Genomic DNA, 19,446 nt, shown 5'->3' with positions numbered 1-19,446 from the left:
TACTGTAGAAGATGCGGGCGTCCGACTGGGCGCCCGCCGCGCGCTCGTCGCAGCCGCCGACGGCACGGTCGGCCCCTCCGAGCGGCAGCGCGTGGCCCAGCTGATCGCCACCAACGCGGTGCTGCAGAACTTCGACGCCGACGACCTGCGGCGCCGCTTCGAGCAGAACCCGGACAAGCTCGCCACGGACTTCGCATTCGGCAAGGTGAGCGTCATGCAGGAGATCGCCAAGGCGAAGAAGAAGCCCGCCGAGGCCCGTGCCGTCATCCAGATCGGCATCGTCATCGGCGGCGCCGACGGCGACTTCGACAAGGACGAGCAGGCCGTGGTCCGCGAGGCGTGCTACGCCCTCGGCCTGCCACCGCACGAGTTCGACCTCTGACCCGACGAGGACCTGCGGCGGGCGGACGGCCTTCGGCGGACCTTCGGCGCCGACCCGCCGCGCCCGCCGCGCCCGCTCGAATGCGAAACCCGGACCGGGACGTCGAGGATCACGTCCGAGTCCGGGTCCAAGTCCGGGTCCGAGTCCGTGTCCGGGTCAAAGCGGCGTAGCCGCGCGCAGGATGAGGACCATCGTCACGGCCGAGTTCGCCGACGACATCGCCGACACGGCCGTCCCCACGGCCGCGCCCCATGCCGCCAGACCCACCGACGTGAACACCGACGTGAACACCGACGGCCAGCCGCGGGCCACGGGAGCGGGCCCGAGCAGGGCCGCCACCCTGCGCGGCACCGGCCCGGCCGCCGCGAAACCCGCCAGGGTGGCCACGGGCGTCCCGCGCGACACGAGTGCCGCCTTGCCGATCGCGCGGGCCACGGTCCGCCGGCTGCCGACCGCCTGGGCCGCGTCCTCGTCCGCCCACCGTTCCGCCGCGTACGTCACCGCCGTCCGCAGCGGCCGCAGGAAGGGATTGGCCCGCGCGGCCAGCTGCACCGCGAGGAGGAAGCGGTGATGGCCGGCGGCGAGATGGGCCCGCTCATGGGCGAACAGCGCCCGGCGCTCGGCCGGTTCGAGGCAGTCCAGCAGGGCCGTGGTCACCACCACGCGATCCCTCCGGCCACCCGGCAGCGCGTAAGCGTAGGGATCGTCATCCGGCAGGACGGCAACCTCCGTCTCCCGCAGCCCGGCCAGCGCCCGGTGAGCGCGACGGCGCACCCGGCCGTGCCGCCACAGCGTCCGGCCGCACGCCACCAGCACCGCGCACAGAGCGGGAATCGCCGCCTTGCCGACCACTTCGTCGTACGGCACCGCCTCGCGCACCTCGGGGTCCGACCAGCCGTCCGGCAGCGGATTACCGGGAAGTTGGGCAGTGCCGACCACCATCACCAGGCCCAGGCACACCGTGCTGCACGTCGCCATCACCGCGGCCACCCCGGTCAGCAGCCGGGCCGTGGTGCGCGGGTGCAGATGCTGCTCGGCGAGGCGCGCGATCGGCCACGCCGTCAGGGGCAGCACCAGCGGCAGAAAAACGAACACCCCCATGAAGCTTCAGTCGTCCTCTTCGTCCCTGGCCCGGCCCAGCAGTTCTCTCAGCAGCCGTTCGTCGTCCGGTCCCAGGCTGGTGACGAAGCTGGCCAGCACCGCCTCACGGTCGCTCTCGGCATCCAGCACCTTGCGCATCTTGTGCGCGGCCAGTCCCGCCTGATCCGAGGCCGGCGTCCAGGCGAAGGACCGGCCCGCCCGCTCGCGGGTGACCGCCCCCTTGGCCAGCAGCCGGGTCAGGATGGTGATCACCGTCGTATAGGCGAGGTTTCCGCCCAGGCGCTCCTGCACCCAGCCGGCCGTCGCCGGGCCGTCCGCTTCCCGCAGTGCCGACAGGACCAGAGCCTCAAGCTCCCCCTGCCCCCGCCGCCGGGAACGCTGCCGCTGCTCCTCCGTCACGCCCTGTCTCCATCCGCCGCCGTCCGTTTCCCGGGCGGACATCGTATAGACGCCCATCGGCAGGTTCGGGCGATCGGTACGGCACGCCGGCCGGCGTCGCCTCCCGGCGGCTCTCTCCGCAGGCGCTCCGCTCCCAAGCGCTCCCCCTCGCTACTTCCGCACGACGCCCTCGCCCTGCCCCCTCAGGGTCATGCCCTTCCGGAAGGCCCAGTCCATCCTCGGCTCCATGGCGAACCGGAGAACCTTCCGTACGGGGGAAGTGCACAGCAGGGTCACGACCGCGGCGGCGATGAGGGAAACGGTGATCTCGCCCAGCGGCTGGTGGAACCAGTCGAGGCGGGACCAGTGCCAGTGGTTGGCGGCCTGGATGACGAAGCCGTGCAGCAGATAGCCGTAGAGCGTTCCCGCGCCCAGCGCCGTGATCCACACGCGGCGCCCGGGCACCCAGGCGAGGAAGCAGGCGACCAGGATCATCGAGCAGCCGAAGACGGCCAGGGTCATGACCGGCCCGTACCAGGCGGGGACGCCGAAGTCCTCGGCGGCGGCGCGGTGGAAGAACCAGGCGTAGTCCATCCGCGGGACCGCCCAGTACGCGAACATCAGCGCACCCGCGAAGACCGGCACGGCCATGACGCGCACTCGCCACCGGCGCACCAGCCGGAAGTGCTCCTGCTTCAGGCACAGGCCGAGCACGAAGTACGGCAGGAACTGCAGGGCGCGTTGCAGGTCGAGGTCCTTGCCGATGGACGGCGAGAGCGTCGCCAGGGCCGCGACGCCGAGGGCGATGGGCAGCGGCCACCGCACGCTCTTCCAGATGGGGGTGGTCAGGCGCCAGACGAGCAGCGCCGCGAGGAACCACGTCAGATACAGGGGGTCCAGCAGGCTGACCTGGCGGTCGGGGACGCCGTCGCTCCACCGGGTGAAGTAGGTGTACGCCGTCTCGAAGACGACGTACGGAACGGCGACGCCGGTGATCAGGCGCTTGATCTTCTCCGGGCTCGCGTCGAAGCCGCGCGAGAAGTAGCCCGAGATCACGATGAACGCCGGCATGTGAAAGGCGTAGACGACCATGTAGAGCGCGGTGACGGCACGGCTTCCCGAGCGCAGCGGCTCCCAGGCGTGCCCCATCGCGACCAGCACGATCGCCAGGTATTTGGCGTTGTCGAAGAAGGCGTCCCGCCGCTTCGCCTGTGCGGGCCCGGCCTTCCGCACGGCCGTGGGCGCCGAAGCCGCCGCGTGAGCGGGCACAGCCTCGGCGATGCCGCTCACCACTCCCCCTGTCCAGCTCGTGCGGAACCAGCGCGAGGAAGAGCGCGCCTTTCAAGGCGTACGGCTGTGATGTGGAGGCACGGCATCCGGAGCGCCTTGCCCCTTGGCGGCGAAGTAAACATCTCGCGCGCATGGAGCGGTGGCCGTCCCGTCGACGGCGTGCCGCCCCGTGCGCGTTCTTGCAGCCCCGCGAGGCGCGCGGCGAGCCCGCGCGCCTCGCGGGGTCGTACCACTCACCCCCCGAGCATCAGGACGAGGCCGGAGACCAGGGCGAAGACCAGCACGAACAGGCGCATCCTGCGGGCGTCCAGACGGTGGTGCACCAGGCGGCTGAGCCACGCGCCGACAGCGATCGCCGGCAGCAGGAGGGCAGCCTGGCCGAGCTCTGTGACCTCCGCCTTGCCGGTTCCGAACAGCAGTGCCAGGGAGGCGACTTCCCCGACGAGGAAGCACGCGGCGACGGTCGAACGCAGTTCGGCGGGCGGCCGGTGCTGGTAGACCAGCGCGAGCGGGGGCCCGCCGACGCCGGTCGCGGTCTCCGTCAGTCCGGTCACCGCCCCCGCGCCGACATACGCGGCCCGGCCGGGTGTGAACGCGGGCGCGGCCAGGCTCACGACGGCTGCGAGCACGGTGGCGACGCCCACGAACACGCCGAGGCTGTGTTCCGGGATCAGCCAGAGCAGCGCCAGTCCGGCCGGGGTGGCCGCGAGCCGCGCCCCGGTGATCCAGCCCGCTCCCCGCAGGTCGAGCGAGGCCCGTTCCCGCCAGGCGACGTAGAGGTTGAGCGGGATCATCGCCGCCAGGACGAAGACCGGAACCAGTCCGGCATCGAGCATCCCGGCCACCGGCGCGACGATCAGCGCGAAGCCGAGCCCGCTGCTGCCCTGGACGAACGCGGCCACGGCCACCGTGACGGCGAGGACCGTCAGCGTTTCCGAGGTCACTGCTGCGTGCTCCGCTCCCCCGACCGGTGCAGCGCCCGTGCCACCGTGGAGGTGGGATGCACCCGGGTCACGTCCGCCCTGCCCACGGCGGCGCGGGCCAGCTCGGCCGCGCGCCGCACCAGCGCGGGCCCGTCCCAGTCGGTCGGCAGGCCCTTCCACAGGCGCAGACGTCCGGCGACGTAGACAGCCGTGATCTGGTCCCGGTTGCCGCGGCGTACGAGTTCCCAGGGCAGGTCCCAGGAGAGCGCGAGCTCCGGCGTGTCGACGTCGACGAGGAGGAAGTCGGCCGCCATGCCCTGGGCGATGGTGCCGGTACGGGCACCGAGGCCGACGGCGTCCGCACCGCCGCTGTGGGCGTGTTCCAGCCACGTCCAGCCGGCCCCGCACGAAGAGTCGCCGGTGCCCAGACCGTACGCCAGCCGCTGCGCGAACTCCGCGGCCTCCGCGAGCCGGAAGCCGTCGCCCCGGGTGCCGTCGGTACCGAGACCGAAGCGGATGCCGCGCTCGGCCATGGCGGTCGCGGGCGCGACGGCGTTGCCCTTCCACGCGCTGGCGACGGGGTTGTAGCTGACGGCGGTTCCGGTGTCGGCGAGCAGGGTCAGCTCGCGCGGGGTGAGGAGTGTGGCGTGCGCGGCGAGCAGCTGGGGGCCGAGCGCGCCGATGCGGTGCAGGTGTTCCAGAGGCCGCACCCCGTGCCGGACCAGGGAGCGTTCCACGCCCGCGAGGTGCTCGTTGACATGGATCTGTACGACGGCGCCGGCCTCGGCGGCGAGTCGGGCGGTGGCGCGCAGGGTCCCCTCCGTGGCCGCTTCGGGGATGGAGACGGCCAGTGAAGCGTGGACGAGGGGGTCGCCGGCATACCGGGCGAGGTGCTTCTCGGCGTTCTCGAGAACGGCCGGGTGACTCGCCTCGTCTCCGCTGTCGGCGTCGTTGCAGACGAGTCCCAGGACGCAGCGGATTCCGGCGTCGCGCGCGGCGGAGGCGACCACGTCGACGTCCACACCGGCGCGGGTTCCGGCGTCGGCGACGGTGGTGAAACCGCCGCGTAGCGCTTCGAGTGCGGCCAGCTTGGCCGCCGTGTAGGCCGACTCCTCGTCCAGCGCGCCCTCCAGCGGGACCCAGACCCGGCGGAATATCTCGGACGGCTCCCCGAAGGCGAGCGCGGCGCCGAAGCTCTGGGTGAGGTGGTGGTGGGCGTCGACGAAGCCGGGCATCAGCAGATGGCCGGGCAACCGTACGGGCCGCAACAGCGGGTGGGCGCGCTCCAGTTCGTGCGCTGGTCCGACCGACTCGAAGCGGCCGTCGCCGATCACGACGGCCCACCCGTCGGCGGGACCTTCGGGGAGCAGGACCGCGTCCGGTTGGAGGAGGAGGGGGCCGGGGGCGGCGAGAGCGTCGCGGTCGGGCTGGTTCATCGGTCGCTTTCTGTACGTGCGGTGGCCAGACGGGCGGTGATGCCCGGCCGGACGTGGTGGAAGAGGACGTTGAGGACGGCGGCGACGAACGCGCCGACGGCGACTCCGCTCTCCAGCAGGATGCGGACGTTCGCGGGGAAGTGGCCGTACACGCCGGGGATCAGGATCGGCAGCAGCCCCAGAGCGAGGGCGACGGCGCAGATGAACGTGCTGGTGTGCTTGTCGAGGTCGGAGCGGCCGAGCATCTGGATGCCGAGCACGGTGATGACGGCGAAGACGACCATGGCGGTGCCGCCGATGACCGCGGAGGGGATCAGACTGATCGCGTTGGTGACAGGCGCGAGCAGCCCGATGACGATCAGTACGATGCCGGCCGCGGCGGTGACGAACCGGCTGCGGACGCCGGTGACACGGACGATGCCGATGTTCTCCCCGCTGGTGACCATGAGCGGCAAGCCGAAGAAGCCTCCGAAGAGGGAGGTGAGGGCGTCACCGCGGACGGTCTTCGGCACGTCGGTCCGCTTGTCGATGTCCTTGCCGACGGCGTCGGCGTTGATGACGGTCTGGCCGGTGGCCTCGGCCATGGAGGCCAGGCTGTAGAGCATCAGCGGCAGCGCGGCGACCAGGTTGAACTCCGGTGAGCCGAAGGGCAGCAGACGCGGCAGGCTGACCAGTGCCCCGTCGGCGCCCGCGAAGTCGACCGCGCCGAGCGCGGCGGCGAGCACGGTACCGGCGAGCAGGCCGAGCATCACGGCGAGCTGGCGCAGGATCCCGGTGAAGAGCAGGTAGAAGGCGACGGTGAAGGCGATGGTCGCCATGCCGAGGCCGAGGTTGAGGGGATCCGCGAAGCCGGGCGTGCCGGGACGTCCGGTGACGAGGACCGCGCCGACCTTCACCAGGTTGACACCGACAATGACGATCATCGTGCCGATGACCAGGGCGGGGAAGAACTTGAGCAGCCGGGAGAAGACCGGCAGCACGACGAAGTAGAACGCCGCCGTGAGGATCACCGCTCCGGTGGCGGTGCGCAGTCCGTGCTGTTCCGCGATCGCGAGGAACAGGATGAGGGGCGCCCCGCCGGGCAGCATCACGAACGGCAGCCGTGGCCCGAACTTCCAGGGGCCGAGCGACTGGATCAGTGAGCCGACGCCGGACAGCACGAAGGCGGCGGACAGCAGGTCGACGGTCAGCTCGGTGCCGAGCCCGAGCGTGGCGCTCATCAGGAAGATCGCCGAGATGGGTGTGGCGGCCATGACGAGTACGTGCTGAATCCCGAAGAGGAGGATCTTCAGGACCGGGCGCGATTCGTCCACGGGATGGGTGGTTCCGGGTCTCCGGGGGCCGGCGGGGGCGGCTGCGGGCTCGCCGCCACCGCGCGTGACCACCGCAGGGCCGGTGGCGGCGGGCTGTCCGGCTTCGGGCAGGCTCTCGCGGGGACTGGACACGTCGGGCTCCGTTCGGGCGTACGGGAACGCTCGGAATTTCAGCCGCGATCTGGCCCCGGACGGTGAGCCAAATCGATTTGGCCAAATCGATTTGGCCGCCAGTATGTGAGGCCGTCGATCCACCGTCAAGGCCCGCTGCATCAGATGCTTCCAGGACGAGGAGTGACGAGCCCTGGGGCCGGGCGCGCGATCGCCGAGCTCACGGTCGAGGTCCCCGGCTGCGCGAGACGGCCTGCGCAGGCACACCACCCGTACGACCTCCCGTACGACCTGATGCCGAGATCGGCGAAGATGGTGGGATCAACCGTCCGTGTCCGTGAGGAGTGTCCGAGCAGATGGCTGCGTTTGCCTCCGGTCAGAAACCGCCGACGATCGCCGATGTCGCACGCGTCGCCGGGGTTTCGCGCACGACCGTGTCGCACGCCCTCAACGGGCTCGGCAAGGTCGACCCCCGGACGCGCGAGCGCATCAGGCAGGTCGCGTCAGAGCTCGGCTACCGCCCCAATCTGCGGGCGCAGCGGCTGCGGCGCGGGGAGGCGAAGGCGATCGCCCTGGTGTCCTCGATGCCGTTCGCGGTGGCCGGCGGTCCGTCCCGGCTCGGGTTCTACATGGAGGTCGCGGCCGCCGCGGCGGAGAGCGCCCTGGTGCACGACTACGCGCTCGTGCTCGTCCCGCCCGTGCAGTCGGGTTCGGCCCTGTACTCCCTCGACATCGACGGGGCCATCGTGGTCGAGCCGGACGTCGAGGACGCGGCGGCGGCTCAACTGCGCGAACGCGGACTGCCGTATGTCGCGCTCGGCCGGCCGGTGTCACCGAAGGAGGACGCCCCGTACGTCGATCTGCGCGGCAGGCTGGTCGCCGAGCTGCTGCTGCGGCACCTGCACGAGCAGGGCGCCGTCCGGCCGGCCCTGATGGTGGGCGCCGGTTCCCGGCACTCGTCGGTGGACGCGGTCGCCGCGTACGAGGGCCTGGCCGAGGAGTACGGCTGGACGCCGATCGTGGCGAGAGTGCCGGAGTCGGGCGGCGAGCAGGCGGGGTACGAGCGGTGTGCCGCCCTGCTCGCGGAGCACCCCGGCATCGACGCGGTGTGCGCGCTGGTGGACGCCTTCGCGGTGGGTGCGGTCCGGGCGATACGGGAGAGCGGGCGTGCCGTACCGGACGACGTCATGGTCGTCACCCGCTACGACGGCCTGCGTTCCCGCACCTGCCAGCCGCCGCTGACGGCGGTCGACCTGCACCTGGACCGGGTGGCCTCCGACGCGGTACGGCTGCTTCTGGCGCGACTGCGCGGTGAGACCGCCACACCGCCGGTGGCGGTGGCCCCAGAGCCCCGGGTGATCGTGCGTGCGTCGTCCGTCCGGGCGGGCCGGGGCTGAGCCGGCGATTCGCGGCAGGGACCGGTCGATTGAGTCGTGAGGGCCCGGGCCCGCTCCCTACGCGACCCATCGCCGATCCGCGTCACATGCCGGCGGTTCTCCGCAGCGGACAGCCCTTCTCCGCAGCCTCATCAAGGCCGTGAAGGAGGCCCTGCCGCCACCCCATGGCGGGAACGCGCACCCCCCCGCCCAAAAAGTATGGCGTCCCACCACTTACGCCTGGGAGGGCTCCGACTGGAGCGTCTGGCGTCACAGGCGCCGTGAGGCCTCAAGCACGCGCGCAACGGCAGCGGCGACGATCTCGACGACCGCGGCGTTCGGCGGCCGGTGGAGTCGCACTGGGCAACGCGGGTCGTTGGTCCGATGGGTACAGCCGTGGGTACGCCCGTACGGCCAGTGTCCGGCGTAGCGGCGAGGCCAAGGCGGCAAGACCCGGCGTGGCCCTGCCGACATGTCGGCACCACTGGGCCGGCAGGTGGGTGACTCCACCTGGTGGATCCACTCGGCAAGCCCTCTCGCGAGATTTCAACCATCGCGGAATACCCCTGGGGGGTATATGGTTGCGATCGACGTCCTGAACGGACGACGCCAGAGCTCGCATCACACCTTTGGAGATGTCATGGGGAATCACTCCGGCCACGGCCAGGCCGCTCACGGTGTTCACGGCGGCCACGGCGGCCACGGCGGAGCCCAGCCCGGTGGGCTGTCGGTCTCCGAGAACGGGTACACACTCCAGCTCGACTCGACGATCCTCACCGCCGGCGTGCAGCCGGTCGGCTTCCGGGTGATCGGCCCCGACGGGCAGGCGGTGACCGAGTTCGTTCCGGAACACGAGAGGGAACTGCACTTCATCGCCGTCCGGCGCGACACGACCGGGTTCCAGCACGTGCACCCGGTGATGGACGAGAAGGGCACCTGGAGTACCGAACTGGCCTTGGAGCCAGGGGACTGGAGGTTCTTCGCCGACATCCACCCGGCCGACCACGACGGGACCATGACACTTGGGATCGACGTCGCGGTCGCCGGACCGTACGACCCCCGGCCGCTCCCCGAGACCACCGGGATCGCGCAGATCGGCGAGTACACCGTCGCGCTTGACGGCGAGCTCCTGCCCGGCGAGGCGAGCGAGCTGACCCTCACCGTCAGCCGGAACGACCGCCCCGTCACCGACCTGCAGCCCTACCTGGCCGCGTACGGGCATCTGGTGGCACTGCGGGTCGGTGACCTGGGCTACCTCCACGTCCACCCGGAGGGCGAACCCGGTGACGGCACCACCGCACCGGGACCAGAAATCGCCTTCATGGCGGTCGCGCCTTCAGCCGGCACCTATCGCCTGTACCTGGACTTCCAGCACGACGACGTCGTCCGGACGGCCGAGTTCACGGTTCAGACCACTGCGAACACCCCACGCTCGGACACGGCATCCCAGGCCAGCCCCGTGCACACGAGCCACCACCACGGCCACCACGCACACCACTGACCGTATGAACGCCGCTGATCACCTGCTGCGGCACAGGCGCGACCAAGATGCGCTCGACTCGTCGAGGCCCACCGCCCCCAGCATCCCCCGTACCGGAAGGAGCGTCATGCCCCGACTGACCCGACTCACGCCCGACACGGCGGTCGGTGCCTCGCGCGACCTCCTCGCCGACCTGGTCTCCCGCCACGGCCAGACCGGTGACATGGTCTCCACGATGGCGCACTCGCCGGCCGTACTGGGCGGCTACCTCCAGCTCAGCCGGGCCATGGGACGAGCCGAACTCGACCGCAGGACCAGCGAACGGATCTCGATCGCCGTCCAGGCCCTCCAGGGATGCGGACTGTGCCTCGACGCGCACGTCAGTGCCGCCCGCGCCATGGGAGTGGACGAGGAAGAGATCGAGCGGGCCCATGCCGGCACCTCGGCCGATCCCGCGATCGCGGCGATCATCACCCTCGCCCTCAAGATCTATCGCGAGCCGACGTCGATCACCGACGAGCAGGTCAGCGCGCTGCGTGAGCACGGCTACAGCGACCGCGCGGTAGCGGACGTCGTCGGCGTCGTCGCACTCAACATCCTCACCGGCGCCTTCAACCTGCTCGCCGGCCTCACACCGGAGAGCGACACCGGTGCCTAGAGACATCCCCGCCTGTGCTCGCGGGGCACGGCCTCCGCCCCGGGACCGTGCGCCGCCGCATGGATACGGAAGGAAACCGCCATGCGTCTGTTCGCCATCCGCGACTACCGCAATCTGTTCAGTGCCCAGGTCATCGCCCTGTTCGGTACCGGGCTGACCACGGTGGCCCTCGGGTTGCTCGCCTACGACCTCGCAGGCCCGCGCGCCGGCGTCGTCCTCGGCACCGCCCTGACCATCAAGATGGTCATGTACGTGGTCATAGCCCCTCTGGCTGCCGCCTACGTCGACCGGTTCCCCAGGAGAACTCTCCTGGTCCTCCTCGATGTGGTCCGTGGTGCGGTGGTCCTGGCCCTGCCGCTGGTCACCGAGGTCTGGCACATCTACGTCCTGATCGGCCTGCTCCAGGCCGGCTCCGCGGCGTTCACCCCGACGTTCCAGGCCGTCATCCCCGACATCGTCACCGACGAGTCCGACTACACGCGTGCCCTTTCCGCCTCCCAGGTCGCCTACACCATGGAGAGTCTGCTCAGCCCCCTGCTGGCAGCCGTCGCCCTGACGTTCATGAACTTCGACTGGCTGTTCCTGGGCACCTCCGCCGGATTCCTCATCTCCGCCCTGCTCGTCTTGTCGACGCGCGTCCCCGACGCCCGCCCCAGTACCCACAGCAAGGCATGGGACAAGGCTGCAGCGGGGATCAGGACCTTCTTCAGGACGCCGCGGCTGCGCGGCGTCATGGCGCTCAATCTCGTGGTTGCGGCGGCTGGATCGATCGTTGTCGTCAGTACCGTCAACTACGTCCGTGACGAGCTCGGCGGCTCGCAGTCGGACGTCGCCTGGATGCTCGCCGCCTCAGGAACCGGAACCCTGCTTGCCGCCCTGGTACTGCCCCGTGTTCTCGACCGGATCACCGCCCGCGCCGTCATGATGACCGGCGCCGGAGTCCTCGTCGGCGGCACGACCGCCGCCGTGGCGCTCATCGCGTCCGGTCTCACCACGCGGACCGGTACGGCGATCATCTGGACCGCGATCGGCACCGGCATGGCACTGATCGTCACACCGACCGGCAAGGTCATCCGCGCCTCCGTCGGGCGGAACGCGATCCCCGAGGCATTCGCGGCCCAATTCTCTCTGTCGCATCTGGCCTGGCTGATCACCTATCCCGTCGCGGGATGGCTCGGCACGAGCGCCGGCTTCACCGTCGCCTGGTCCGTCCTCGCGGTCCTTGCCGGAGCGGGAGCGATCTCGGCCCTCCTCCTATGGCCGCGCCACGACGGACGAGGAACCGTCACCAGACCCGCGACACCCGCCCTGCACGCACCCGGTAAGGACCGGTCCGCCCTGGCCAAAGCCGCGTGAGGCGTCGCCCGACAGTGCTCTGAATGTCTGCGTTGTGCATGGCAAGCACTGCCGGCCAGACATACCGAGAAGGCCGTGGGCCCCGTCCCGCTCCACGCGGGCAGCGGCCACGGCCTTCTCATGTGTTCTCGCCTACAGGGCGGTGTAGTTGCTGTACAGCCTTCACCGTGTGCGGGCGGCGCCAACGCACGAACAGCGTCTTCATCCCGACCCGCTGAGCGCCCGGTGTGAAGCATTCACCAACGAGCTGCTCAAAGCCCCGTGTGTGGCGGGCAAGGTGCGCAGTCGCGTGAAGGCGGTGGCGAGGCCGATGGCCTGCGGTACGGCTGCGGCGGTGACGGCGTGCCCGAGCCGGGCGGGCGGGGTGGCCGCGACGAGCAGACCAGCGGCGGGAAGTGCAGGAGGAACAACAGGATGGTCAGGCTGAGGGTGCTGCCGAAGACCTTGCTCGGGATCAGGTGCACGCGCAGGGTGCGCAGGACGACGGTGAGCCCCCCCTCGCCGGCCATCGGGACAGCACTCAGCAGCAGACAGCCGCGGTAGGTATCGGCCTGCGCGACGGTGACCGTGGCGCTGACGGCGACGGCGGCGGCTACTGCTCCGACCGGCCACCGGCCCCAGCGGTCGCTCGCCTGGCGGGCCGCGGTGACCGCCAGCAGTGACGCGACATCTGAAACGGACCAGATCAGTCCGGCATCCGCGCTTGAACGTCCCGGCTCGGAGACCACGATCACCGGCGTGGCGGCCTGGAGCAGGCCGACGGCGCAGCCGGAGACAACCAGGCCACCGACCAGCCAGGCGAGCGCGGGCAGCGAACGCAGCGTCACCCGGCCCGCCCGCAGCCCGCCCCGCGCAGACTCGGCATCGGCCGGACCCGTCCTCCCGTGGGTTCCGAGCGCGGCGGCAAGGACGATCAGGGCCTCTGTCAGAGCCTGTGAACAAACCCCAGTCTGCCCAGATCACTCCGTTACGGGCAGGCACTCGGCGAGCAGGTCGACGACGTCCCGCCAAGCTCGCTGCGCGTGCTGAGGGTGAAAACCGACCCCAGGACGCACGATGTGGTCGACCGGTGGGTGATGGAAGGCGTGCAAGGCGCCGCCGTAGACCACGAGGCGCCAGTCGACGCCCGCAGCCTGCATCTCGGCGGTGAATGCGTCCCGTTGCGCGGGCGGCATGATCGGGTCTTCCGACCCGACCCCGGCCCACACCGGGCAGTGAATGCGCGCCGTCTCGCCTGGCCGGCCCGTGATCAGTCCGTTGACTGTCGCGATCGCGCGCAGGTCGACGCCGTCGCGCCCGAGTTCCAGCGCGATTGCGCCCCCGGTGCCGTAGCCGACGGCGGCGATCCGGTCCGGGTCGGTCCGCGGCTCGGCGCGGAGCACGTCGAGCGCCGCGTGGCCGATGCCTCGCATCCGGTCGGGGTCGGCGAGCAGCGGCATGCAACGGGCCAGCATCTCCTCAGGGTCGCCCAAATAGCGCCCGCCGTGGAGGTCGAAGGCCAGGGCCACGTATCCCAGCTCGGCGAGCGCATCGGCCCGGCGGCGCTCGACGTCGCTGAGCCCCACCCCCTCGGGCCCGACCAGGACCGCGGGCCGGCGGTCGACACCGGCCGGGAGCGCGAGGTGCCCGATCATCGTCAGGCCGTCGGCCGCGTATTCGATCGTGCGCGTTGTAACCGTCGTCATGAGCCTGGACTGTAGTGATCGTCGAGCCCGGTCGGGCCGGTGTTCTGCCGCTGGCAGAAGGCAGCTCTCTGGCGTACTCCGCTGCGCGCAGACGGGGTTTGTTCACAGGCTCTCACGAAGGATGACGCAACCGTCGCGTCGGTCACCGAGGTGACCCGCACCATGCGTTCGACAGACCCTGAGGCTTCACCGCCGCACCCCACCGTGGCCGGCTGGGTGATCCTCTGCCGCCATACGGACGACGAAGTGGCCGCACGGGTTGCGTCGGCACCCCCGAGTGGCGCCACCTGTGTGGGGACCGTACTTGTCCGTACTCGTCCGTCCTGATCCGCCGCATGCCAGTCTCACCAGGGGAAACCATGCCATCTTTGGCCGCTGCCGCATTCGGGGAGCCGGATCTCTGGGCCGCGCGGATGCAGATGGCACTGTCGCTGGGCTGGCACATCATTCTGGCCTGCCTGGGCGTGGGAATGCCCGCGATCACACTGCTCGCGGAGTGGCGTGGACACCGCACAGGAGATCTGAACCACCGGCTGTTGGCGCGGCGCTGGGCGCGGGCGATGGGTGTGCTGTTCGCGGTGGGCGCGGTCTCCGGAACGATCCTGTCGTTCGAGATGGGCTTGCTGTGGCCGGGGCTGATGGGGACGTACGGCGAGGTGATCGGCCTGCCGTTCTCGCTGGAGGGCATCGCGTTCTTCATCGAGGCGATCTTCCTGGGGATCTACCTCTACGCCTGGGACCGGCTGCCGCCGGTTCCACACATGCTGTCCGGGCTGCCCATCGTCGTGGCCGGGGTGGCCAGTGCCTTCTTCGTCGTGACCGCCAACGCCTGGATGCAGCAGCCGACCGGCTTCGACACGGAGAACGGGCGCATCGTCTCGGTGGATCCGTGGGCAGCGATGTTCAATCCCGCGACTGCGCCGCAGACCGTGCACATGATCCTTGCGGCGTTCATGGTCGCCGGCTTTCTCATGGCGGGTGTCTACGCCGTGGCGATGCTGCGCGGCCGACGCGACCGCTACCACCGTCTCGGCTTCCTCATTCCCTTCACGGTCGCCGCGATCGTCACCCCGGTGCAGATCGGAGTCGGGGACTGGGCGGCCCACTTCGTCGCCGAGAACCAGCCCGTGAAACTTGCCGCCATGGAAGGCGTCTTCCACACCGAGCGCGGAGCCCCGCTGCATCTGGGCGGCTTCGCCATCGGCGGCGAGCTTCGCTATGCGCTGGAGATCCCCAACGGGCTTTCCTTGCTGGCCCATTGGTCGCCTGACGCGGAGATCGTCGGACTGGAGAACGTACCGGAGGCCGACCGGCCACCGGTCAACGTCACGCACTGGGCCTTCCAGATCATGGTCGGTATCGGCTTCGGTCTCCTGGCGCTGTGCGCTTGGCTCGCGCTCACCTGGAAGCGCCACCGGGACCTGCCACGCTCACCGTGGTTCCTGCGCGCCTGCGCCCTGTCGGGCGTGGGCGCGGTCCTGGCACTCGAAGCCGGCTGGACCGTTACCGAAGTAGGGCGCCAGCCCTGGATCGTGTACGGCGTGATGCGCACCTCCGAAGCGGTCAACCCCGCTCCCGGCCTCGTCTGGGGCTTCGTCCTGGTGGCGCTGGTATACGCGGTCCTGACCGTTGCCACCGTCTACGTCCTGCGACGCCTGGCCCGCGACGAACCCGTTCCCGTCGCTCCGCAGGAACGCGACGTAGCCGACTACAAAGTCATCTGAGGTTGCCGTGCACCTGCCCGAGATCATGCTCGTCGTGCTGTGGATCGGCCTGACGGCGTACGTCCTGTTCGGCGGCGCCGACTTCGGCGCCGGGGTGTGGGACCTGCTCGCCGGAGGAGCCGAGCGGGGCCGACTCCAGCGCGACCTGGTCGAGCACTCCATCGGCCCGGTATGGGAGGCCAACCACGTCTGGCTGATCTTCGTGATCGTCCTCACCTGGACCGGTATCCCCTCCGTCTTCGCCGCGATCGCCTCCACCCTGTACATCCCGCTCACCGCCGTCGCGCTCGGCATCATCGCGCGCGGCGCGGCCTTCGCGTTCCGCAAAGTGAGCCGGGAGCTGTGGCGGCAACGGCTGTTCGGGGCCACCTTCGCCTTCTCCTCACTCGTCACACCCTTCTTCCTCGGCACTGTCGCCGGCGCCATCGCCTCCGGCCGCGTACCACCCGGCATCGCGGCCGGGGACCTCGTCACCAGCTGGGTCAACCCCACTTCCCTCATCAGTGGCGTACTGGCGGTGGGGACCGCGGCGTACCTCGCCGCGGTCTACCTCACCCGCGACGCCCAGCGCACCGGCGACGAACCGCTCACCCAGGCTTTCAGGCTCCGCGCCCTCTACACCGGGGTGTTCGTCGGCGTGATGTCGGCGGTCGGGCTGTTCGTCCTGCGCGCAGACGCCCGGCCACTGTTCGACGACCTCACTTCCGGCGCCGCCTTGCCTCTCCTAGTGCTGTCCGTGGCCGCCGGCGTCGTCTCGCTGGCACTGCTCGCATGGGGCCGCTCCTACTTGATGGTCCGGCTGACCGCCGCGCTCGCGGTCACCGGACTCCTGTGGGGATGGGGCATCGGCCAGCAGCCCGTACTGCTCCCGGGCGTCTCTCTCGACGAAGCAGCCGCGACCGACGCCGTGCTGGGAGCCAGCCTCGGCGCGCTGGCGGTCGGCGCCGTCCTGCTCCTGCCGTCCCTGTGGTGGCTGTACGCCACTTTCCAACGCGACCGCACCGGGGAGCACCGCGAGCCCACGCCCCGCTCGTGACGGCGACGAACGGGGTCCCCCAGAGGATCAGCCACCGTCGAACGCGCCATAGGCTCCCTGGCCGTCGCCGCTCGCTACGAGAAATGCGCCTACATCTACCTCGGCACCGTCACCCTCGCGACCCTTGCGATCCGGCTCCGAACATGACCCGAGAAACGGCGCCCAGGGGGTGTCTCGTCGATCAGGCCGGATCAGGGAGCGGCGTCTGGTGCCGTGCATCGCAAGGCGGAGGAGGGAGTCGATGCGGAGCGATGGGGGTGCCCCCGCGGGAGCTCGTTCGAGCGTGGGGGAGAGTGACGACAACGCGGCGAGGCGCGGTGCCAGACGCCGCGAGCCCGGCATGATCGGCGAGACACCCCCTAGGAGAGCGTTGTGGCGGAAATGGCAAGCAGCGACGCTCCCGGGTGCCGCGTCGGAGGCGGTTGCGGACTGGTCGGCCCGCTCGGGGATCGTGTGCGCGATGCCGCCGTCGCAGCCGGGTGCGGATGGCTTTGGAGCTGTAGCCCGCCCGGGACGTGGGTGGGCCGCACGCGGCGCCGTACGGACCATCACGACCTTGAGGGAGTGGTCGCGTCGTTGCAGAGCCATGGGCACTGGGCCTGTTTCACCTGCCGGGGTCTTGCGCCTGGTGTGCCGGGGTGTCCGGGACGGTGACCATCGGCCGGTAGGTGGCGATGTCGCGGGGTTCGCCGACGGGTCTGCCCTCGGCCTCCACCCAGGCGTGCGCCCCGAACGGCGAGGTGCGTACCCCGCTGCACCAGGTGGGCCAGTGGCCGCGCATCCGGCACAGCAGGGCGGTGGCCAGGGAGCGTTGGAGGCAGTAGCGGCCCGCGCACAGCGTACTGACGGCTGTTACTTCCCGCCGTGCCCGCAGAGCCTCCTCGAAGCGGGCGGGCCTGGCTCCTCGCCGGACCAGGCCCAGCACGACACGGAGCCGGCGCGGTGGCAGCCGGGCGAGGAGCCGGGCGGCGGCGACGGCGGCGTGGGCCGTGAGCCGGGTGCCGAGCCCGGGGCGGGTACCGTCGGTGTCCAGGATCTGGCTCACGAGTCGGTCACCAGCCCCTCCTTCACGAGGTGTGCGACCAGTGCCCTGACGTCGGCGGTGGCGCGCTCGGGGGTGACCGGGCGGCTGGCGGCGAGCCGTTCGGCGACGTGCTCGGGCGTGGCGCCGTCCAGTAGCGCCTTCACCACGAGGGCGCCGGTGCCGTTCAGCTGCCAGTAGCGCCCGGCGCGTTCATCGAGCAGGACCATGCTGTCACCTGTGGCGCAGGCGGTGACATCAGCGCGCAGTCGGTGCACTGTTCATCTCCCTCGCGCCCTCTGGGGTGTGCAGGTGCTCCAGGCCCCGCAGCCACGCCTCCACTCCCAGCGTGGTCTCGAATTCCGCGATCCCGCCGATCAGTAGTTGGGGCGAGAGCAGGGCGCGGCGCAGTGCGTCTTCGTCGGCCAGTCCGGCGGCCACCAGGCGGGAGTCCTCGGCCCAGGCTGCGAGCGTGTGCCGGTTGCGGCGCAGGCCGTTGTGCCATTCGTATCCGAAGTGGTCCTTGGTGGTGCGGCGCAGGATGGTCTCGGGTACCAGGCCGTGCATGGCGGCGGCGAGGAGCGGTTTGTAGGACCAGGGGCCGGCGGCCTCGTGCGGGCGGGCGGCGAGCGCGGCCGCGATCACGGCGTCGTCGCAGAAAGGGGTGTGATACGGCAGCCTGGCGAGCTGCCCGCAGTGGGCCAGAGGGCCGGCGAGTCGGCCCCCACGCTGCGCGGAGGCGAGCCAGGCGTGCCGCCCGCGTTCACGGTGCAGCGGCTCGGTTGCGTCCTGGGCCGCGCCGAGCAGTCGCTCACGGCACAGCTGTACGGTCTGCTCGCTCGCCCAGGGCGGAAGATATGGGCGTAGCCCCCAGCGCAGGTCGTCTCCATGCACAGGCGTGCGCAGCAGTCCGGCGGTCTCGGTGAGCCAGGCAGCGTAGGAGCCCCGGTCGAGCAGCGCCCTGGTGATCGTCCCGAGGGGCTGGCGGTGTCGCGCCCGCCACCCGGCCGCGTGACGCAGGCCTGCTGCGGGTGAGCGCCGCAGCAGGCCGTGCACATACGAGGGTTGCGACTGGATGACCTGGTCCCCGCCGAAGCCGGACAACCGCAGCCGGGCCCCGCGCGCCCGCATCTGCTCGGCCAGGTACCGCTGCTCCACCCGCGTACGCACGATCGCGGACGGCTCGTCGCCCAGATCCACGCGCTCCTCCAGCCCGCTGAACTGGGCGGGCACATCGGCCGGCTCGAACACCAGATGCTCGACGTGGGGCAGATGCCCGGCGGCCCGGGTGGCGTAGAGGCGGTCTTCGTTGGTGGGTGCGCCCGCGTCCAGGGTGACGGTGACCAGCCGGGCGCCCGCCCTCGCCGCCAGGAAGCACAGTGAAGTCGAGTCCATGCCGCCGGACAGGTCCGCGCCCACCACCTCGTCCGGTCGGACCCTCAAGGCGACCGCCCGCTCAAGTGCCACCCGCAGCCCGGCCGCGGCCTCGTCCAGGGGCAGTTCGGCCGTCGGCGGCCGCCACCAGCACCGGGTGCGCATCTCGCCGCCGGGCGCCAGCTCCAGAGCAGTGCCGGGCAGTACGGCCTGCACGCCACGCCACAGCGCACCCCAGGCGAGCGGGTGCGGAACGGTGTCACCGGTGAGCCGCAGCGCGAGCTGCGCGGTGTCCAGCTCCGCCGAGGTCAGCCGGGCGAGGATGCGGGCCTGGTCGGCGCAGACCGTACCGCCGCCGGCCTCGGCCCGGTACACCCTCCGCTGCCCGGAGAAGCTGCCCCGCACATACGTGTGCCCCGCGACGGACGCGAGGACGTGGAAGGAGCCGTGGGCATCCGAAAACGCCGGCTCGATGTGCGCGGTGTCGCTGATCCGCCGGACTCGCGCGGCCAGTTCGGCGGACTTCAGGGAACACGTCCCGGCGACCGCCAGGCGCACGTCACCGAAGGCGCAGGCAGTCAGCTCCTCGTCCGGCCAGCAGCCGGCCAGCCACGGACGGCCGGAAGCATGCGGCACGATGCGGAGCACGGCCGGGCCGGCGAGGTTCCGCAGCCGATCGAGGAGACCGGGTGCCAGGTCCCGATCGGGAAGGACAACGAACCAGCAGGCCGGCGTGGCGCCCATCGACATCTCCAGAGTGGGGGACCAGGGACAGCGTGACGGCGTGGCGCCGGGTGCCGGC

At 71.1% G+C, this 19,446-nt stretch carries 17 protein-coding genes and 1 pseudogene; 7 read left to right on the top strand and 11 right to left on the bottom strand.

Annotation, left to right across the window (positions count from 1 at the left end):
- Positions 1–40: 40 nt before the first annotated feature.
- Positions 41–382, top strand: a pseudogene (locus ACSU6L_RS34605) (tellurite resistance TerB family protein); the annotation flags it as partial.
- A gap of 156 nt (positions 383–538) precedes the next feature.
- Here ACSU6L_RS34605 and ACSU6L_RS34600 read toward each other — a convergent pair.
- The 6 genes from ACSU6L_RS34600 to ACSU6L_RS34575 all read right to left on the bottom strand — a co-directional run bounded on the left by ACSU6L_RS34600 (position 539) and on the right by ACSU6L_RS34575 (position 6,823).
- Positions 539–1,483 carry a M56 family metallopeptidase gene (locus ACSU6L_RS34600; protein WP_437063337.1) on the bottom strand — a complete coding sequence of 315 codons (945 nt, stop codon included), beginning with the start codon at positions 1,481–1,483 and terminating at the stop codon, positions 539–541.
- Between the two features lie 6 nt (positions 1,484–1,489).
- Positions 1,490–1,924: a BlaI/MecI/CopY family transcriptional regulator gene (locus ACSU6L_RS34595; protein WP_437063335.1), complete on the bottom strand. Its 435-nt coding sequence runs from the start codon at positions 1,922–1,924 to the stop codon at positions 1,490–1,492.
- Between the two features lie 108 nt (positions 1,925–2,032).
- The gene (locus ACSU6L_RS34590; protein WP_437065150.1) at positions 2,033–3,094 is read right to left on the bottom strand and encodes an acyltransferase family protein; all 1,062 of its coding nucleotides are present in this window, start codon (positions 3,092–3,094) and stop codon (positions 2,033–2,035) included.
- Positions 3,095–3,384: 290 nt separating this feature from the next.
- Positions 3,385–4,095: a sulfite exporter TauE/SafE family protein gene (locus ACSU6L_RS34585; protein WP_437063333.1), complete on the bottom strand. Its 711-nt coding sequence runs from the start codon at positions 4,093–4,095 to the stop codon at positions 3,385–3,387.
- Positions 4,092–5,510 (bottom strand): amidohydrolase family protein, encoded by a 1,419-nt coding sequence (locus ACSU6L_RS34580; RefSeq protein WP_437063331.1) that lies wholly within the window; start codon positions 5,508–5,510, stop codon positions 4,092–4,094. Before ACSU6L_RS34580 ends, ACSU6L_RS34585 begins: the two co-directional genes overlap by 4 nt.
- Positions 5,507–6,823, bottom strand: a complete 1,317-nt coding sequence (locus ACSU6L_RS34575; RefSeq protein ID WP_437065148.1) for a uracil-xanthine permease family protein — start codon at positions 6,821–6,823, stop codon at positions 5,507–5,509. The genes ACSU6L_RS34580 and ACSU6L_RS34575 overlap by 4 nt, the downstream gene beginning before the upstream one ends.
- A gap of 467 nt (positions 6,824–7,290) precedes the next feature.
- Between ACSU6L_RS34575 and ACSU6L_RS34570 the strand changes: the two genes are divergently transcribed.
- The 4 genes from ACSU6L_RS34570 (at position 7,291) to ACSU6L_RS34555 (ending at position 11,804) form a co-directional block, all read left to right on the top strand.
- Complete coding sequence (locus tag ACSU6L_RS34570; RefSeq protein ID WP_437063329.1) at positions 7,291–8,331, top strand: LacI family DNA-binding transcriptional regulator; 1,041 nt, start codon at positions 7,291–7,293, stop codon at positions 8,329–8,331.
- Between the two features lie 619 nt (positions 8,332–8,950).
- Positions 8,951–9,811, top strand: coding sequence for a hypothetical protein (locus tag ACSU6L_RS34565; protein WP_437063327.1), 861 nt, complete (start codon positions 8,951–8,953; stop codon positions 9,809–9,811).
- 106 nt (positions 9,812–9,917) lie between these two features.
- Positions 9,918–10,448 (top strand): carboxymuconolactone decarboxylase family protein, encoded by a 531-nt coding sequence (locus ACSU6L_RS34560; RefSeq protein ID WP_437063325.1) that lies wholly within the window; start codon positions 9,918–9,920, stop codon positions 10,446–10,448.
- An 81-nt stretch (positions 10,449–10,529) separates the two neighbouring features.
- Complete coding sequence (locus tag ACSU6L_RS34555; RefSeq protein ID WP_437063323.1) at positions 10,530–11,804, top strand: MFS transporter; 1,275 nt, start codon at positions 10,530–10,532, stop codon at positions 11,802–11,804.
- Positions 11,805–12,055: 251 nt separating this feature from the next.
- Here ACSU6L_RS34555 and ACSU6L_RS34550 read toward each other — a convergent pair whose 3' ends face one another.
- Together ACSU6L_RS34550 and ACSU6L_RS34545 are read right to left on the bottom strand one after the other, a co-directional pair.
- Positions 12,056–12,631: a hypothetical protein gene (locus ACSU6L_RS34550; RefSeq protein WP_437063321.1), complete on the bottom strand. Its 576-nt coding sequence runs from the start codon at positions 12,629–12,631 to the stop codon at positions 12,056–12,058.
- A gap of 132 nt (positions 12,632–12,763) precedes the next feature.
- Positions 12,764–13,489 carry a dienelactone hydrolase family protein gene (locus tag ACSU6L_RS34545; RefSeq protein ID WP_437063320.1) on the bottom strand — a complete coding sequence of 242 codons (726 nt, stop codon included), beginning with the start codon at positions 13,487–13,489 and terminating at the stop codon, positions 12,764–12,766.
- A 359-nt stretch (positions 13,490–13,848) separates the two neighbouring features.
- Here ACSU6L_RS34545 and ACSU6L_RS34540 point away from each other — a divergent pair, with 359 nt between their 5' ends.
- Together ACSU6L_RS34540 and ACSU6L_RS34535 are read left to right on the top strand one after the other, a co-directional pair.
- Positions 13,849–15,213, top strand: a complete 1,365-nt coding sequence (locus ACSU6L_RS34540) for a cytochrome ubiquinol oxidase subunit I (RefSeq protein ID WP_437063318.1) — start codon at positions 13,849–13,851, stop codon at positions 15,211–15,213.
- Between the two features lie 7 nt (positions 15,214–15,220).
- The gene (locus tag ACSU6L_RS34535) at positions 15,221–16,249 is read left to right on the top strand and encodes a cytochrome d ubiquinol oxidase subunit II (protein ID WP_437063316.1); all 1,029 of its coding nucleotides are present in this window, start codon (positions 15,221–15,223) and stop codon (positions 16,247–16,249) included.
- 604 nt (positions 16,250–16,853) lie between these two features.
- Here the strand turns inward: ACSU6L_RS34535 and ACSU6L_RS34530 are convergent.
- The 3 genes from ACSU6L_RS34530 to ACSU6L_RS34520 are packed head-to-tail and all read right to left on the bottom strand — an operon-like array spanning position 16,854 to position 19,388.
- Entirely contained in the window at positions 16,854–17,294 is a 441-nt protein-coding gene (locus tag ACSU6L_RS34530; RefSeq protein WP_437063314.1) for a lasso peptide biosynthesis B2 protein, read from the bottom strand.
- A complete protein-coding gene (locus tag ACSU6L_RS34525) occupies positions 17,291–17,500 on the bottom strand; it encodes a lasso peptide biosynthesis PqqD family chaperone (protein ID WP_437063312.1) in 210 nt (69 codons plus the stop codon). Before ACSU6L_RS34525 ends, ACSU6L_RS34530 begins: the two co-directional genes overlap by 4 nt.
- Positions 17,501–17,528: 28 nt before the next feature.
- Positions 17,529–19,388, bottom strand: coding sequence for an asparagine synthase-related protein (locus ACSU6L_RS34520; protein ID WP_437063310.1), 1,860 nt, complete (start codon positions 19,386–19,388; stop codon positions 17,529–17,531).
- Positions 19,389–19,446 lie beyond the last annotated feature (58 nt).

The sequence above is a fragment of the Streptomyces sp. enrichment culture genome (genome assembly GCF_964272855.1).
GTDB lineage: Bacteria > Actinomycetota > Actinomycetes > Streptomycetales > Streptomycetaceae > Streptomyces.
Note: the sequence above shows the minus strand (reverse complement) of the source record. Positions and strands in the feature narration are given on the sequence as shown.

Bases quoted from the DNA above. Each gene is read 5' to 3' on its own strand.
- ACSU6L_RS34600 (WP_437063337.1), bottom strand. From the start codon at position 1,483: ATGGGGGTGTTCGTTTTTCTGCCGCTGGTGCTGCCCCTGACGGCGTGG.
- ACSU6L_RS34595 (WP_437063335.1), bottom strand. From the start codon at position 1,924: ATGTCCGCCCGGGAAACGGACGGCGGCGGATGGAGACAGGGCGTGACG.
- ACSU6L_RS34580 (WP_437063331.1), bottom strand. From the start codon at position 5,510: ATGAACCAGCCCGACCGCGACGCTCTCGCCGCCCCCGGCCCCCTCCTC.
- ACSU6L_RS34570 (WP_437063329.1), top strand. From the start codon at position 7,291: ATGGCTGCGTTTGCCTCCGGTCAGAAACCGCCGACGATCGCCGATGTC.
- ACSU6L_RS34565 (WP_437063327.1), top strand. From the start codon at position 8,951: ATGGGGAATCACTCCGGCCACGGCCAGGCCGCTCACGGTGTTCACGGC.
- ACSU6L_RS34560 (WP_437063325.1), top strand. From the start codon at position 9,918: ATGCCCCGACTGACCCGACTCACGCCCGACACGGCGGTCGGTGCCTCG.
- ACSU6L_RS34555 (WP_437063323.1), top strand. From the start codon at position 10,530: ATGCGTCTGTTCGCCATCCGCGACTACCGCAATCTGTTCAGTGCCCAG.
- ACSU6L_RS34545 (WP_437063320.1), bottom strand. From the start codon at position 13,489: ATGACGACGGTTACAACGCGCACGATCGAATACGCGGCCGACGGCCTG.
- ACSU6L_RS34540 (WP_437063318.1), top strand. From the start codon at position 13,849: ATGCCATCTTTGGCCGCTGCCGCATTCGGGGAGCCGGATCTCTGGGCC.
- ACSU6L_RS34525 (WP_437063312.1), bottom strand. From the start codon at position 17,500: ATGGTCCTGCTCGATGAACGCGCCGGGCGCTACTGGCAGCTGAACGGC.
- ACSU6L_RS34520 (WP_437063310.1), bottom strand. From the start codon at position 19,388: ATGGGCGCCACGCCGGCCTGCTGGTTCGTTGTCCTTCCCGATCGGGAC.